The 14,648-nt window shown below is 36.1% G+C and carries 15 protein-coding genes; 2 read left to right on the top strand and 13 right to left on the bottom strand.

From position 1 onward, the window contains the following. Nucleotides 1–293: 293 nt before the first annotated feature. The 4 genes from I6F66_RS02500 to I6F66_RS02485 all read right to left on the bottom strand — a co-directional run bounded on the left by I6F66_RS02500 (nt 294) and on the right by I6F66_RS02485 (nt 3,749). Nucleotides 294–1,097, bottom strand: coding sequence for a hypothetical protein (locus tag I6F66_RS02500; protein WP_197208659.1), 804 nt, complete (start codon nt 1,095–1,097; stop codon nt 294–296). A gap of 394 nt (nt 1,098–1,491) precedes the next feature. Beyond that, nucleotides 1,492–1,728 (bottom strand): hypothetical protein, encoded by a 237-nt coding sequence (locus I6F66_RS02495; RefSeq protein ID WP_165728605.1) that lies wholly within the window; start codon nt 1,726–1,728, stop codon nt 1,492–1,494. Between the two features lie 72 nt (nt 1,729–1,800). After that, nucleotides 1,801–2,814, bottom strand: a complete 1,014-nt coding sequence (locus tag I6F66_RS02490; RefSeq protein WP_165728604.1) for a DUF5924 family protein — start codon at nt 2,812–2,814, stop codon at nt 1,801–1,803. A gap of 170 nt (nt 2,815–2,984) precedes the next feature. Next, nucleotides 2,985–3,749, bottom strand: a complete 765-nt coding sequence (locus tag I6F66_RS02485) for an ATP-binding protein (protein ID WP_197208658.1) — start codon at nt 3,747–3,749, stop codon at nt 2,985–2,987. 611 nt (nt 3,750–4,360) lie between these two features. Between I6F66_RS02485 and I6F66_RS02480 the strand changes: the two genes are divergently transcribed. Together I6F66_RS02480 and I6F66_RS02475 are read left to right on the top strand one after the other, a co-directional pair. Beyond that, nucleotides 4,361–5,338 (top strand): DUF1852 domain-containing protein, encoded by a 978-nt coding sequence (locus tag I6F66_RS02480; protein WP_197208656.1) that lies wholly within the window; start codon nt 4,361–4,363, stop codon nt 5,336–5,338. A 101-nt stretch (nt 5,339–5,439) separates the two neighbouring features. Further along, complete coding sequence (locus I6F66_RS02475; protein ID WP_165739833.1) at nt 5,440–6,477, top strand: methionine synthase; 1,038 nt, start codon at nt 5,440–5,442, stop codon at nt 6,475–6,477. Nucleotides 6,478–6,600: 123 nt separating this feature from the next. Here the strand turns inward: I6F66_RS02475 and I6F66_RS02470 are convergent, their stop codons facing one another. From I6F66_RS02470 to I6F66_RS02430, 9 genes are all read right to left on the bottom strand, one after another. Beyond that, entirely contained in the window at nt 6,601–7,032 is a 432-nt protein-coding gene (locus I6F66_RS02470; protein WP_197159393.1) for a retropepsin-like aspartic protease, read from the bottom strand. A 101-nt stretch (nt 7,033–7,133) separates the two neighbouring features. Further along, on the bottom strand, nt 7,134–7,514 hold the full coding sequence (locus I6F66_RS02465) for a hypothetical protein (protein WP_165728599.1): 381 nt from the start codon (nt 7,512–7,514) through the stop codon (nt 7,134–7,136). Between the two features lie 381 nt (nt 7,515–7,895). Then, complete coding sequence (locus I6F66_RS02460; protein WP_197159392.1) at nt 7,896–8,492, bottom strand: DUF6624 domain-containing protein; 597 nt, start codon at nt 8,490–8,492, stop codon at nt 7,896–7,898. 124 nt (nt 8,493–8,616) lie between these two features. Further along, complete coding sequence (locus I6F66_RS02455) at nt 8,617–8,907, bottom strand: hypothetical protein (RefSeq protein ID WP_231609578.1); 291 nt, start codon at nt 8,905–8,907, stop codon at nt 8,617–8,619. Nucleotides 8,908–9,066: 159 nt separating this feature from the next. Further along, on the bottom strand, nt 9,067–9,642 hold the full coding sequence (locus I6F66_RS02450; protein WP_231611816.1) for a transposase: 576 nt from the start codon (nt 9,640–9,642) through the stop codon (nt 9,067–9,069). A gap of 302 nt (nt 9,643–9,944) precedes the next feature. Beyond that, nucleotides 9,945–11,207 carry a tetratricopeptide repeat protein gene (locus I6F66_RS02445; protein ID WP_197208654.1) on the bottom strand — a complete coding sequence of 421 codons (1,263 nt, stop codon included), beginning with the start codon at nt 11,205–11,207 and terminating at the stop codon, nt 9,945–9,947. Continuing rightward, nucleotides 11,207–11,419 carry a hypothetical protein gene (locus I6F66_RS02440; protein WP_197208653.1) on the bottom strand — a complete coding sequence of 71 codons (213 nt, stop codon included), beginning with the start codon at nt 11,417–11,419 and terminating at the stop codon, nt 11,207–11,209. Before I6F66_RS02440 ends, I6F66_RS02445 begins: the two co-directional genes overlap by 1 nt. A gap of 247 nt (nt 11,420–11,666) precedes the next feature. After that, the gene (locus I6F66_RS02435; protein WP_197208651.1) at nt 11,667–13,205 is read right to left on the bottom strand and encodes a transposase; all 1,539 of its coding nucleotides are present in this window, start codon (nt 13,203–13,205) and stop codon (nt 11,667–11,669) included. Between the two features lie 221 nt (nt 13,206–13,426). After that, nucleotides 13,427–14,053 carry a cysteine peptidase family C39 domain-containing protein gene (locus I6F66_RS02430; RefSeq protein ID WP_197208649.1) on the bottom strand — a complete coding sequence of 209 codons (627 nt, stop codon included), beginning with the start codon at nt 14,051–14,053 and terminating at the stop codon, nt 13,427–13,429. Between the last annotated feature and the right edge of the window lie 595 nt (nt 14,054–14,648).

Here is a 14,648-nt window from a genome sequence, read left to right as displayed (position 1 = left end):
GAAATCGAAAGATTGAGTCATGTGTCACTCCTGTTTTCTTAATAATACTGAAATGACACAGATTTCTAAACACTACCGAAAAACGTGTTGATAGCTAGGCAAAAAATTCGCTATTTGGTTGTTCTCGGCAATTGCTCCTGCGTTGCTCTTCCTTCTGCATCCATGCAGTCGTAAATGAAAGTTTTTTAACACAGGTAGCGACACGTTTAGCCCCGCAAAATGATTAAGTATTATTGCGGATTGGTATTAGGTGCAGTAAATTTACTGCACCTAATTAATTTAAACTGTTTCGATTAGTATTGATAACTTAGCCCTACACCACCCCAAAATATATTTCGAAGTGTCTCGTCACCTACAAAGCGTTTTTCATCTTTATTAACTGCAATGCTATAGCTTGTATATGTGTATAAGGCTAACTGATTAAAAAGCTGATACGACAAGTTTGCAGTAAACTTTACGTTGTTAATTCCGTTGTGCCCATCATTAACATACCCCGCATTAAACCCCACGCCCGATTGAATATCTACTGATAGTAAATCGTTAATATAAAAATCTTTTTTTACTGCCAGCTCCAAAAATGTACCGCTGACATCAAATGAATGATAAACACTACTTAACAACTGAATATCGTCTGCATAAAAATACGCAAAGTCGAGGCTTAGCTCATTATCGTGAGCATCAATGCCTTCTTCACGAGCTTTAATATAGTTATAACCTACATACATCTCTATCCGCTCAGATAAGTGAGCGGTATAAATAGCATTTAAATTAAGCTCTGAATAATCACTACTAATACCTTTTGCCGCCCAAGGGATCACCGCAAAGTTTTTATAATTAAACTCAGTAGCAATTGATGTAATACCATTACCGGCAAGGTTATCTCGACCTTCGGTTACATATCGGCTTTCCCATAATGGGTGGATATGTAAATCAAACTCTTTATTTTTATAATTTACGTCAGTATTAGTATGCTTAATATTTCCGCCTACACCCACTTCAAGCTCTTGATAGTGCTCTTGTGTTTTTGCTTGTGCGTAAGCTGTATTTACTCCCGCTAGAGTCGTAATAACAAATACATATTTTAAATAGTGAGTCATTTATTAAGTCCAAAACCATCATAAATGGTAAAAAGTGGCGCATAGTATTGTTATAAAACGTATTAGCGCAATAAATGGATGCACATTTATTGTTTTATTTATTAGATTTTAAAGTATTTACTAAGTATTACCCATAAACTACAAGTTGCAATTAGCTCGGATTTCAACCAACAAACCAAAGCTATATACGCACCGAGCAATGCTCTAGCTGGTACTTAATTTAATAGTTAAAATGATAGTTATAGTACTCACGGTGAGGTGTTCCCTATTGCAAAAACAGGAAAGTATAAGTAGGAAGTGTAAAAAAGTGCGGTAAAGGGGAAAACTATAAGCAGCAATAATTCATTAAGCTGCTTATTATTCTTAAAATAATTAACCTAATTTGTTAGCCAGTTTAGTGACTCAAATAAGCCATAACGGCAATGAGTGCAAAGTAAAAACAAAAACCGAGTAAGAAGATTAAGTCGACTCTTCTAGCTTTACTCGCTTTATAAGATGCAAAATCCTTAAACTCGCTTTTATACTGCCCAAACGTTACCACTTTTACTAGCAGCCACCCGGTCGAGTAAAACAAAAAGCTCAAACCCGTTTCAACTATTAGCCAAATAAAAATTTCAAACGCAATACTCATAATTTATATCCATTACTTTGCTATGAAAAAACTATATCAATTAGTTATTTAAATTGCAGCCGATTAAGCTAACTAAGGTGTAACAGTAAATTTCGTTAAACCTATTAGTTGTCCTGACTCAGTAATGACTTTAACTTGCCATTTACCAACAGAGTCTTTAGGAAAGTTTACCTTGTGAGTCCATGCTCTATAACCAAGTTCTCTCCCACCGTTTATATTTAACGTAATTCGATCAACCTCTTTTTTATTATGTATCCATACATGAAATATTTTTTCGTTTAAACCTCTTGGCGCTTTAACAGCCGTCCAACTATATAAACCTTGATGGTGTAGCGTATAAGAATCTAACTGCTTAATGCTCCCTACAGGCTTTTTATGCTGTAAATCAACCTCATGAGCTAACGTAATATCGGTTAATCGCAGTGCTGCAGGCGGCACGTAGCTTCTTAATTGCCAAATAGACGCGCTTAAGGCACATAAAATCACTACAAGAATAGGAAAACGCCACCAGCGTGCATTAGGCATTAAATTGTTTAAACTCGGTAGAGTAACCACTACAGCCGTTACAAGAGCTGCGGCTAAACTTTGGCTAGTAGTCAAATTTAATAAAATAGGCAGCGTAACAAGCAAAACAACGAATAAAGCAAAGTTATGAAAAACAGTAAATAACGTGCGGTTTCTGGCAAGTTTTTTGTAATAAAATGGGTCGATTACCGATATAAGTGCACACAAAGCAATGAGGGAAGTAAAAATTGCTTGAGGATGATCCCACTGCGTAACCGCTAAAAAAAATGGCAACGCAAAAAATAGGCTTTCTTGTTGCACCATTTGCAGAGCAAAACGCATTACATTAGGAGATACAGCCACACCAAATTTTTCTTCAACTTTGTCACGTAGCCAGTTATCAATAATCAGCCATAGCCAACTAACAAGCAAAAATATGGCAATAAATTGCGAAAAAGACTCTTTTCTATCTACCAGTGCAAAGCTAGCAACACCCGACAAAAATGACATCACAGCCAATAATCCAGGCCGCTTTTGCATTGCGCTTATAAATTTAGCAATTATATTTTTACAATAATCCATTTATGAGTATTTCCGTACGGGTATGTACTTTATTATTTTTATTCAGAATATGATTAGTTTAACCAAGTTTAAATGAACAGCAGATAGATGGGCTTAAAACTAGCCATTTAACAGTTGATTACAAAAACAGCGATTAAATAGCATCATCCTAAAAAGTAGGTTGTTTTTACTTATTTAAGCTCAGCGCAATTAAATAAAAGATCGGCATAGCGGTCCATTGGTACATTTATTAATTTTTGTAACGCGTGAGCTTTGGCCAGTAACTCATCCTGATTAATTGAAGGCATTGTATTATTAAAAGCAAAAACAATTTTATTACCGCCTTCAATAACAAAACTAAGAATTTTTCCTGCAAACTCTGTATCAAGCAGTTGGTCAAATACCTCTCTTTGCCCAACTTTGGTATGGCAAATATTAAGGACGAGTACACCATCAAAAGTGAGCGCATTTTTACAATCGCGTAAGTATGATGATTGCACTTGGTCTGACTCCATCCCCTCTGAGCTATATAAATCAGAAAAAATAACATCCGTTTTTATTTGCGTTTTTTTCATATAATTTGCAGCATCATCAATATGAATAAACAAACGCTCTGACACAGGAACTTCAAAATATTTTATAGCTATATCGGCAACGGCTTTGCGGTATTCAACGGTATGAATAGTCAGTTCAGGAAACGCATGATAAAGACTTTTTGCTATAGAGCCCGCCCCAAGCCCCATTATCATCGCAGTTTTTAAGTGCGGTATAAAAAAAAGCGCAGCCATCATCGCTTGCGTATAAGCTAAGCTTAACCCGTTAATATTATCTAATTTGATACAGCTTTGATAAATTTTCCCGTCAAAGCTGAGAATAAGATTCTTTTTTGTTTGATATACATATACAGGGCCATGCTCATCAGTAACTGATGCAATACAAGTGCCTTTGATATCCACGAATACTCGATAGGTGAGGTGATGAAAAATAAGTATAACTTACTTAACGTACTGACATTGTTATTAATATGATTTATAGCGCTTTTATTAATACCTAAGTGCTATGCAGTTATTAAGAAGCCTGTTTACCTTTTAATACTAGACTAGCAGAAGTAACTACTTTTATAGCTAACTTAAGCTTAAATAGTCATAACATTTACTATAAACAACGATGTAAACAGCTAAAAGCTTAGCTAATACACTGTTATAGCTATAAAAAACTTCTTTGAATATTCCTCATGTTCAACATGAATAAAGTGCACACCGAAATAAAGGAAGTCTAAACGGCTGAACATCCATCCTTTATTTCTATCGATTCATGCTTAATTGTCATCAATTACTAAGCAATCACATCTAACAATAATGATTAATGAATATGACTCATGTTTTATGTGAAATTAAACCGTTTTTCTTCATATACCAATCAACGTATAAATTACTCATCCCTTAGCGCTAAACACTATTACTAACAACTTAAAGCCGCTGAATAACAAAACCAGCACAGTAAGTTGCAAGGTTAATAAAGCGCAGAGCATCAATCAGGTTTAAATTATAAATTGGATATAAACACGATGAAAAAAGATTTTACATTTAATATTAAGAGCGTTTCACTCGACGAAAATTATCATCCATCAACTAATACGCGTATCACAACCAACTTTGCTAATTTAGCCAGAGGTGAATACCGCAAAGCAAACTTGCGTAACGCCTTAAACATGATTAACAACCGTTTTAATGCCCTAGCCCATTGGGATAACACCAAAGGTGAGCGTTATGCTGTTGAGCTTGAAATTATATCTGTTGAGATAGGTATTGAAGACGGCGGCGAAAGCTTTCCATCAATCGAAATATTAAAAACAAATATTGTTGATCATAAAACTAATAAGCGCATTGAAGGCATTGTAGGAAACAACTTTTCATCGTATGTGCGCGACTACGACTTTAGCGTACTCCTACAAGAGCACAATAAAGGCAAGCCTCAATTTAGTATTCCAGATGACTTTGGGGTTTTACATGGCAAGCTATTTCAGTCATTCGTAAATTCGGATACATACAAACAAAACTTTAAAAAGCCACCGGTTATATGCCTGAGTGTGTCAGATAACAAAACCTACAACCGCACCGAAAACCAACATCCGGTACTTGGTGTTGAATACGAGCCAAATGAATCGTCTTTAACTGAGCAATACTTCAAAAAAATGGGCTTGCAGGTACGTTACTTTATGCCATTAAATAGTGCAGCGCCTTTAGCATTGTTTTTCTTTGGTGATTTACTGAATGATTACAGCAATCTTGAGCTTATAAGCACCATTAGTACAATGGAAACGTTTCAAAAAATCTACAGACCAGAGATTTATAATGCCAACGCAACAGCGGGTAAATCATATAAACCAAACTTAAAAAACTTGGATCATTCACTAACGCAAATTGTGTATGACCGAGAAGAGCGCGGCAAGTTAGCAAACGAGCAAGGCAAGTTTGCACAAGAGCATTTTATCAAGCCATACCAAACGGTTCTTGATCAGTTTTCGGCTAACTATCTTTCATAACAATTGATAGTAACGAGCATTAATAATAACTAATAATAACTAAAAATAACGCGCTTAACGCTACGTTTAATAATTAACTAAAATATACGGCATTATTTATTATGAAAAAATTATTACCAACCTCTACCGCGGGCAGTTTACCTAAGCCTTTATGGCTTGCAGAGCCAGAAACTCTTTGGTCACCTTGGAAATTACAAGGTGATGAATTAATTGAAGGCAAACACGACGCCCTACGTTTGTCATTATTCGACCAGCAACAAGCAGGCATTGATATTGTTAGCGATGGCGAGCAAACAAGGCAGCATTTTGTAACTACATTTATAGAGCACCTAAATGGCGTTGACTTTGAAAAACGTAAAACAGTAAAAATTCGTGACCGGTACGATGCAAGCGTACCCACCGTTGTGGGCCCTGTTAGCCGTCAAAAACCTGTGTTTGTCGAAGACGCTAAATTTTTACGCAAGCAAACCAAACAACCAATAAAATGGGCATTGCCAGGCCCAATGACCATGATCGACACGCTATACGACGACCACTATAAAAGCCGTGAAAAACTAGCGTGGGAATTTGCCATAATTCTTAATCAAGAAGCTAAAGAGTTAGAAGCCGCAGGCGTTGATATCATCCAATTTGATGAGCCCGCGTTTAATGTATTTTTTGATGAAGTAAACGATTGGGGAATCGCCTGTTTAGAGCGCGCAATTGAAGGGCTTAAATGCGAAACCGCCGTGCATATTTGCTATGGCTACGGTATTAAAGCCAATACAGATTGGAAAAAAACACTAGGAAGCGAATGGCGACAGTACGAAGAAGCATTCCCTAAGCTGCAGCAATCTAATATCGATATTATTTCACTAGAGTGCCATAACTCCCATGTACCAATGGATTTGCTAGAACTTATTCGCGGTAAAAAAGTAATGGTAGGCGCTATTGATGTAGCAAATCATACAATCGAAACGCCAGAAGAAGTAGCTAATACGCTACGTAAAGCACTGCAATTTGTAGATGCCGACAAGCTTTACCCGTGTACAAACTGCGGCATGGCTCCCCTACCTCACCATATTGCTAACGGCAAACTAAATGCCTTGAGCGCTGGGGCTGAAATTATAAGAAAAGAGTTATTAGATAAGAGTTATTAGATAAGAACTTGGAAAGTAGCTTTAAAATACAAATTGTAAACGATTACAGCTGGCGCATCATGCCATGATCAAACCTATAAACATGGTGCGCTAGTTAAAATTTACTAAAGAACAAAGTTTAGGTTAGATACTTAATTTTTTTTCATTAAAAAGCTCTAGCCTGTTTTTTGAAAAATCGATACCAGCTTGGTATTGAATAAAAAACGGAGAGCCTAATAAGCCATGTACTCCCTTTTCACCATCTGCTACTTGTACATGGTCAAGATTAAGTGATACAAAATCAGGACTCTCAAATAAGGCATTTCCTAATTCTATTGAATGAACTTCTATATCGCCCATATCGTGATCCGAAGTCCCCAAACCTGCTGCATTCTCAACATTGAGTGTTTCTTCAATGCCAAGCTCAATAAGACATGCACGGTCTAAAACAGATGATCCAGCGGCACTATCTAAAATAAAACGTAACGATTTACCATTAATTTTAGCTTCAATAATTTGGTGGCCTGTTTGTGATATTTCAAATTCAATTATAGTTTTGCCTTCAGATAAATTCATATACGTTCCTTGTTATAAAGTTTTTAAAATCTTACTTACTATTTTCAGCTTCCCACAATTAATAGCCAAATTTTACTAGTCGCCCACCTCAGCGCGTTTTGTTATGTAACGTTTATCACCTGAGGCTCAATATTTGTTAAAACATGAATGATTTCATTTGTAGTCATTACTGAATAATGAAACAGCTTATTGTTGTTTAAACTGAAAGTATTCGTTTTAGTTTGAGCATACTCCAATAAGCTTGAATCAGAATATACGCCGATGACGCCCAAATCACGGTTTTGATGATAGTCATGAAAATGGCTACTTTCATCATAAGTTTCGAATAAAACGGTATTTGTAAACACAACCATAAACCTTACGGGAGCATCATCTTCTAAATAAGTGATAATGTTCAGTGTTAGTAACCCATCCACATACGATAATTTGTCTAAGCTCCAGTCTTGGTAATTATTTGTGACTTCATCGATGGCAGTATTCATTGAATTACCTAACGAGCCTGTAGATTAACTCGTTTTTTATTTGTTTTTATTGATAAATAAACCATAGCTGAGTTCCTATTTTGGTTCAATCGATTACTGTATTTTTACGCAGAATATAAAGAAGTGTTTACTGTTGGTTTTAATTGGCGTTTTGAAAAGGATTACTGGTGTTTATGTGCAAAATTTAGGATGGGTGCCTTTGTTATTTCCTCTAAGAAAAGAACTAGATAAGTAAAGTCGGGTCTAAATCTACATACGCCCTACGATGAATCAACTTACCTAACTACATTGAAAAGTAAGGGATCACCGCTGTTAAAATTTGCGATGGAAAGAGAGCTTTAGCGCTTGCTGTCCACCTCAGGCCGTGTTGTTATATGTAGATTAATTCAAGTCTATTTCAGGGTGCTCTTTAATCCCGTACATTTTTTCCATTATTTTTAAGTAAAAATCTAAAGAGGGCATCTTCATTTCTTCACGCAGTTTATCTACATTAGTTTCATCTTCTATGGGGCTAAACACAACTTTACCTTCACTCACGTCAGCTTGAGTACCATAGATTTGTTTCTTTCCTTGTGCAATAAGAACTCTATCAGTTAAAAGAGCAACTTGTTGTCCGCTAACACCTTCGCCATTCAAATATGATTGCTTTAAATAAGGAAGCATTTTTACTTTAAATGCAACATCAGGTGAATGCTGAATGACTAAAAATGCTGCTCCAACTCCTTTAACTCCAACTAAATCTTTTGTTACCCAATGATGCTTTTTAATGATAGCTTTAAGTTTTCCTGTATTACTTTCATCTATTTTCATCATTTGTTCTAGGAGTGTTTTGGGCGGGTTTTGCCATCCAGCTTTTCCTATTTTGTTTCGAATATGTTGATCTTCAATTTCCATTTCAATTAGTTCTTTTTGCAGAGGAAGGTTAATTTCGGCAAAAGAATAAAAAGGTATTAGCAACAGTAAAAATAGGTAACGCATCAACTGAACTCTCCTTGTACATATAACGCCTCAAACAGAGGCTAAAAATTGTTGGGCAAAATAGCGAGGCTCGAGTAATGGCCAGCTGTTTTTAGTCCTACTGCTTTGCCTTGTTAAGTATACTTTAACGCAAAACCAGATATATAAATAATGTTGAAAATAAACCTTTTGAAAAAAGTATTAATCCAAACGATTTGGGATTTTTTGTACGGTTTACCATAAAGCCTTTAATATCTATTTGACCAAATTTAAAAGCAATAACATTATGAATAATCCAATGACCTGACAGAGCAAGTATTGCAACACTTGCCACTGAATCCCCATAACCTTCGACTTGCGGTGTTACAAATACTGCTACAAGAATAATCATTAAAAAGAATATGAGTGATATTTTATACGCTTTCTCATAACTCAATTTTGTACACCTAACGAGCCTGTAGATTAACTCGTTTTTTTATTTATTTTTATTGATAAATAGACCATAGCTGAGTTCCTATTTTGGTTCAATCTATTAGTGTTTTTCATAAAATTTAGGATGGGTGTCATGTTTATCTTTATTAGTATGGGTGTCATACTAATTATTAGCTAAAAAATCAGTGATTTTATCTGCACTTTTATCCAGCTTTTCTTTTTGTTTTAAGTCCTGAGTTATCAACTCTTCGCCCAGTCCATCTTGTGATTGGTGGCGTTCAATAATACGTTTGCTTGCGCGTTCTAGTTTTGCTTTTTTGCGACCTAGCTCATCGAATGTGCCGCTCCACTCTTTACTCGCATTGGACTTTAATTTACACCCATCAATGGCAAACATGTTGCGGCCTATCAAGTCTTCCTCATCACATATCATCAGCACTTGCGTAAAAAGCGGCTCAATCTGTTCATGCATTTTGGCCACGAATCCCGCTATTGATGTGTAATGCGGCTGAATATCCCCTGATACACTCATAAATAAAATGTTCGTTTCACACGCTTTAGCAATTCGGCGACTACTGATCAAACCATGTGCATAACCCAGTAAAATAATCTTTAGCATTACCGAAGGCGGATACGCAGCAGCGCCTGTTTTGTCGTTGTTATACCACGCGTCAAAGCCCGACAAGTCGAGTTTATTTTCGACAATATAACAAAGGGCATACTCAAAGGTGCCAGGCAAAATTTGCTCAGCGAAATTGATAGGAATGAATTTATTTTGACAGGATAAGTCAGGCTTGACTTCTCACCCAAAGAAAGAGCCATAACGATTTACCGTGAGTGAATAATATCTATTAGATCACAGCGAACGGATGGGTTCAAGGTTAAAAAGCAATCAATTTGAAATAGTAGAATACGTTCCTAAAAAGAGTAATTCTACAGCCTCAACTCCGCATTAAGCGGACAAAAATAGTGGGTTAAAATGTGTAGCGAAGCGAAACGTAACCCACTGTTTTTGTTTCGTTTAAATACCTTGTTATACGCTTAATCAATTAAAAATGCAGATTTAAGATCTTTTACAAAACTATATTGTCCAAATTCTTCAAAAAGTGAGCATGCAGTTTTCGCGGCTCTGTTCGCTCGCTCAACTTGTCCTATACTATCAAATGCTATAGCCAAATTATATTGAGTTAGTGCATGTAGTTTTTTGTATTTATCACTTACACCTTGATCTAAACAGTCCAAATAATGTTCAATAGCTTTATGTGGATTACCTTCTTCATAACAGAGCAAGCCAAAATTCATAACACAAGTTAGCTTATCTTTATCTGAAGTTTGATCGTCAAATGTTTCTTTTGCTTTAATTAAATATTCCCTATATTTATCTTTGTTATCTAGCAAACTATAGAAATTAGCTAAATTTCCATAATGTCTGCCTAGGTAGGTAGTAAGTTTTTTTTCACTTGATATTTCAACACCTTGCAGAGAATGTTTAATCGCATCATACAAAAAAACGTTATTTTTAGTTTTTTGATAAGCTGTTTTATATGAAATAGAAATATTTGCTAAGATACTCGACTCTGTAGATTTTATATCGTTTTTTTCTATTTCATCATTTACCTCAAGTGAGGTTATAGTATCCAAAGCTACAGTTAACACACTAATTGCTTCTTCATAATCACCTTGATTGTGGTAACAAGCGCCCAAATTATTCAAATGCTTTGCAGACCCAATATCCTTCTTTAATTCAATTGATAGTTCAGACGCTATTATTAAGTGTTCGATTGCTTCATCATAATCACCTAGGTTCTTATATAATACCCCTAAGTTTCCTTCTATAGGTTCGAGTTCTGAATTTAAAACTAGATCTTTTATAGCATTTAAATAAATAGATTCTGCTTCTTTGAGCTGCCCTAAGTTCATTAGATACAACGCATAAGAATTTATTATTTCAAAATCCTTATTAGAATTTTTATATGCAGTTCTGTAACAGGCAAGAGCTTTGTCTCTATTAACAAGTACATATAAATTAGCCGCTTTAAGTATCCCCTTTGAATATGAGTCTTTGTGTTTTTTTACTAAAAGCTCAATAGATTTTTCTGCATCTATTACATTACCTGTAACTATGCTTCTGTAGGTCTCTAATTCTAATGAGTCAGTACTCAGCTTTAAGTTGCATATTTCTTCTTTGATAATATCTCGAAGCTCTCCTTTTAGATGCTTAGTGTCTAACTGGATATTTAAATTAACATCTCCATCAGAAATGATATTCGTAGAGTTATCGCCTGATACAATTGACCTGCCCATTAGTCCTTACCTGTAATATTAATGTTAACATTCCCTTTAGATATTACATTATTAGAATCATTCCCCGATTTAATGCTAGAGCCTTCTGATGATGAAGCTTCTTTGACAGGCTTCTTTTTACGGTTTTTTATATACACAACAATTACAGAAACAATAGCAACTCCACAACCGCTAAATATCCATTGGATATTTTCTTGACTAATAATATTCATTTTTTATTAAACCTAATGTGGTAGAAATAAGTAGCTATAGCTGGCGCATAACGAGCCTGTAGATTAACTCGTTTTAAAATTTGTTTTATTGATAAACAAACCATAGCTGAGTTCCTATTTTGGTTCAATTGATTACTGTATTTTTACGCAGCATATAAAGAAGTGTTTGGTGTTGTTTAAATTGGCGTTTTGGAAGCGATTACGAGTGGTTGAGTGGTTTTATTTAGGTTAAAAGGACTTCCCCTTCTTAATGCATCGTGTTTTGCAGTTTTTCTATATTATGAACAAGGCAATACAGTTGCCATTGCGTATTAACTTTCGTTTGACCCCGTAAGGTCAATTTATTCATGCCCTTGTTGACGGTAATATTGCCGAACACGGGTTCAATACAGCCTAATCGCTTACTGTATTGTCGTCGTCCGATTGGGCTGTCTATTTTTACTTTCATTTTGTCTACATAGCTCAGCTTTTTGCGTGATTCATTATTTATAAACTGAACTTGTCGTCCCCTTTCTATCGGTGGTTTTCGCATGCATTGCTGCTGTAGCGGGCATGTTTTACAGTCTTTTAAGTAACCACAGAATCGCGTGTATTGCTGATTATGACTTTTTACATTAACCCCACTTCGCCACATATCATTACCTGCAGGACAATGGCAGGTTTGAGTTGCTTCATCATAATGAAAATCGTCTGAGGTAAATAAGCGTGGCTTGCCTTTACTGCGTTTTAGTCGGCGCTTTTCTTGCTCCGTTTCGTATGTTTCGCTGTCTTTAAACAGCGGATTTCGTTTTCTAAATTGATTATCCGCAATGTAGGTATCGAACCCGCTTTGCGCCATAAATTCGAGATTTGCTTCGCTGTTAAACCCACTGTCTGCGGTGAACTTAATCGTGTGATCGTCTTTGCGCTTGTCAGTGTTCAATTTATCAAGCTGCTGCTTTAATTGCTTAACAGCTGGCTGTAGGGTTTGTTGCTCACCCACTGAGCCCCACGCTTGAGCTTGCAGGATGATTTGGTGTTTATCGTCATTAATCGCGATGCCGTTGTAGCCTTGAATTGTGCCTTTTGAGGTGGTCATTTTCGCGCTGTCGGGGTCGGTGATATTACTTTTAACTGGCTTGCCTTTACTGCCTGTTTTTTCTTTGTGAGTGGCTAAGAACTCGGTGATTTTATCTGCACTTTTATCCAGCTTCTCTTTTTGTTTTAAATCCTGAGTTATCAACTCTTCACTCAGTCCATCTTGTGATTGGTGGCGTTCAATAATACGTTTGCTTGCGCGTTCTAGTTTTGCTTTTTTTCGACCTAACTCATCGAATGTGCCGCTCCACTCTTTACTCGCATTGGACTTTAATTTACATCCATCAATGGCAAACATGTTGCGGCCTATCAAGCCTTCCTCATCACATATCATCAGTACTTGCGTAAAAAGCGGCTCAATCTGTTCATGCATTTTAGCCACGAAGCCCGCTATTGATGTGTAATGCGGCTGGATATCACCCGACACACTCATAAATAAAATATTATGCTCGCAAGCCTTTGCAATCCGACGGCTACTAATTAAACCATGAGCATAACCCAGTAAAATAATCTTTAGCATTACCGAGGGTGGATACGCCGCCGCGCCCGTTCTGTCGTTGTTATACCACGTGTCAAAGCCCGACAAGTCGAGTTTATTTTCGACAATATAACAAAGGGCATACTCAAAGGTGCCAGGCAAAATTTGTTCAGCGAAATTGATAGGAATGAGTTTATTTTGACAGGATAAGTCAGGCTTATAGTTAGCCATAACAGTTTACCGTGGGTGAATAATATCTATTAGATCACAGCGAACAGATGGATTCAAGGTTAAAAAGCAACCAACCAAGAATAGTTGGATACGTTCCTAAAAAGAGTAATTCTACAGCCTCAACGCCCGCATAAGCTGCGGAGCATGTTGGACGCTTTTTTGCGTCAGTTTCTCTTAAGCAAAAAATCGGACAATGTGTAACGTCAGATTTAATGCGCTTGTTATGTGTAACTTGGAATAAAACTATCGCAATTAAAGCATAATTCGGCAACTATATTGACCGAGCTAACATTTGCCACTTTAGAAAAAGATGCGTCAATATCATTGCCACAATTAGGGCAAGTTTTAGTAAATACAGGCAACATAAATGTTGGTACTAATGCCGTATTACCCCCTATCTCTTGGGAAATTGAAGTTTTCTTACTAGCTTTCTCAAGATCTTTAAAAGGTACGCTTTTTCGCTTTTTATTTTCAGGATCGTTAATTATGACCATGTTGTTTGACAAGTTTTTAACTACGGAAAAGTGCCCACCTATATTATTTTCAAACGATAGGTGATTAATGACAGGCGCTATATTCCGAGAAAGACAAAATTCTAAGAAGGTACTTAGTGACGAATAACGAACGATCGAGCAACTGAAGTGATAGTTTTGCAAGTACTGGCCTAGTTTATAAGTTTTGCAATAGTCTCTATGTAACTCAGGACTTTTATCCTTTACATTTTCCCAGATGTCATCAATTTTTATTTTCTTCTTTTCGTAATACTTAATTATCATCGATAAACATGCCGCCCCACACTTAGGTGAGTTTTTCGGTTGAGGTATATAGGGGATATCAATTAATGGCACGAAGTATCCTTACACATAACGCTTTGCTAAGCGGCTAAAAATGGCTGGCTATAATAGCGAGGAACGAGCACAGCCAGCTGTTTGTGTCCGTTTAAGCAACTTGTTATATGCAAATTACTCTACACATTGAACCATTTGAATAGTCTTTTTGCTATTGAAAGCATTAAATATATACAAGTGTAAATAAATACTAAAAATACGCCAAAATAGGTTATTACTTGCAAGGTAGAAAAATTACTATTTCTTATAGGTACATTAACATCAACGCCCATCATTGCACCCAGCCAATATAATAAACCTACTGAGAATCCACTAAATAGACTTATTAATACGATGTAAATAGAAGATCTATAAAACCGCTTCTTCTTGCTAAAAACACCATCTATTCTGTAATTAAATTCTGAATTCAAAACTTGGATAGCCCTTTTGCACATAACAGCTTATTGAACGCCACTTTTGGGGTTTATAACACCCCAAAACGGCATATATTGCATGGCTCAATAATTCCACCAAACAACTTCAATGTAAACAAGTGATTACGTATGTTATAAAATTACCGTTGTTAAAATACACAAAACGACTTTTAATAATGTTA

The organism is Pseudoalteromonas sp. NZS100_1, from assembly GCF_015864285.1.
Taxonomy (GTDB): domain Bacteria; phylum Pseudomonadota; class Gammaproteobacteria; order Enterobacterales; family Alteromonadaceae; genus Pseudoalteromonas; species Pseudoalteromonas arctica.
This window is presented reverse-complemented; position numbering and strand designations above follow the sequence as displayed.

Excerpts from the sequence above, each read along its gene's own strand:
- I6F66_RS02500 (WP_197208659.1), bottom strand. The coding sequence starts at position 1,097 with ATGACTCACTATTTAAAATATGTATTTGTTATTACGACTCTAGCGGGA.
- I6F66_RS02495 (WP_165728605.1), bottom strand. The coding sequence starts at position 1,728 with ATGAGTATTGCGTTTGAAATTTTTATTTGGCTAATAGTTGAAACGGGT.
- I6F66_RS02490 (WP_165728604.1), bottom strand. The coding sequence starts at position 2,814 with ATGGATTATTGTAAAAATATAATTGCTAAATTTATAAGCGCAATGCAA.
- I6F66_RS02480 (WP_197208656.1), top strand. The coding sequence starts at position 4,361 with ATGAAAAAAGATTTTACATTTAATATTAAGAGCGTTTCACTCGACGAA.
- I6F66_RS02475 (WP_165739833.1), top strand. The coding sequence starts at position 5,440 with ATGAAAAAATTATTACCAACCTCTACCGCGGGCAGTTTACCTAAGCCT.
- I6F66_RS02470 (WP_197159393.1), bottom strand. The coding sequence starts at position 7,032 with ATGAATTTATCTGAAGGCAAAACTATAATTGAATTTGAAATATCACAA.
- I6F66_RS02465 (WP_165728599.1), bottom strand. The coding sequence starts at position 7,514 with ATGAATACTGCCATCGATGAAGTCACAAATAATTACCAAGACTGGAGC.
- I6F66_RS02460 (WP_197159392.1), bottom strand. The coding sequence starts at position 8,492 with ATGCGTTACCTATTTTTACTGTTGCTAATACCTTTTTATTCTTTTGCC.
- I6F66_RS02445 (WP_197208654.1), bottom strand. The coding sequence starts at position 11,207 with ATGGGCAGGTCAATTGTATCAGGCGATAACTCTACGAATATCATTTCT.
- I6F66_RS02440 (WP_197208653.1), bottom strand. The coding sequence starts at position 11,419 with ATGAATATTATTAGTCAAGAAAATATCCAATGGATATTTAGCGGTTGT.
- I6F66_RS02435 (WP_197208651.1), bottom strand. The coding sequence starts at position 13,205 with ATGGCTAACTATAAGCCTGACTTATCCTGTCAAAATAAACTCATTCCT.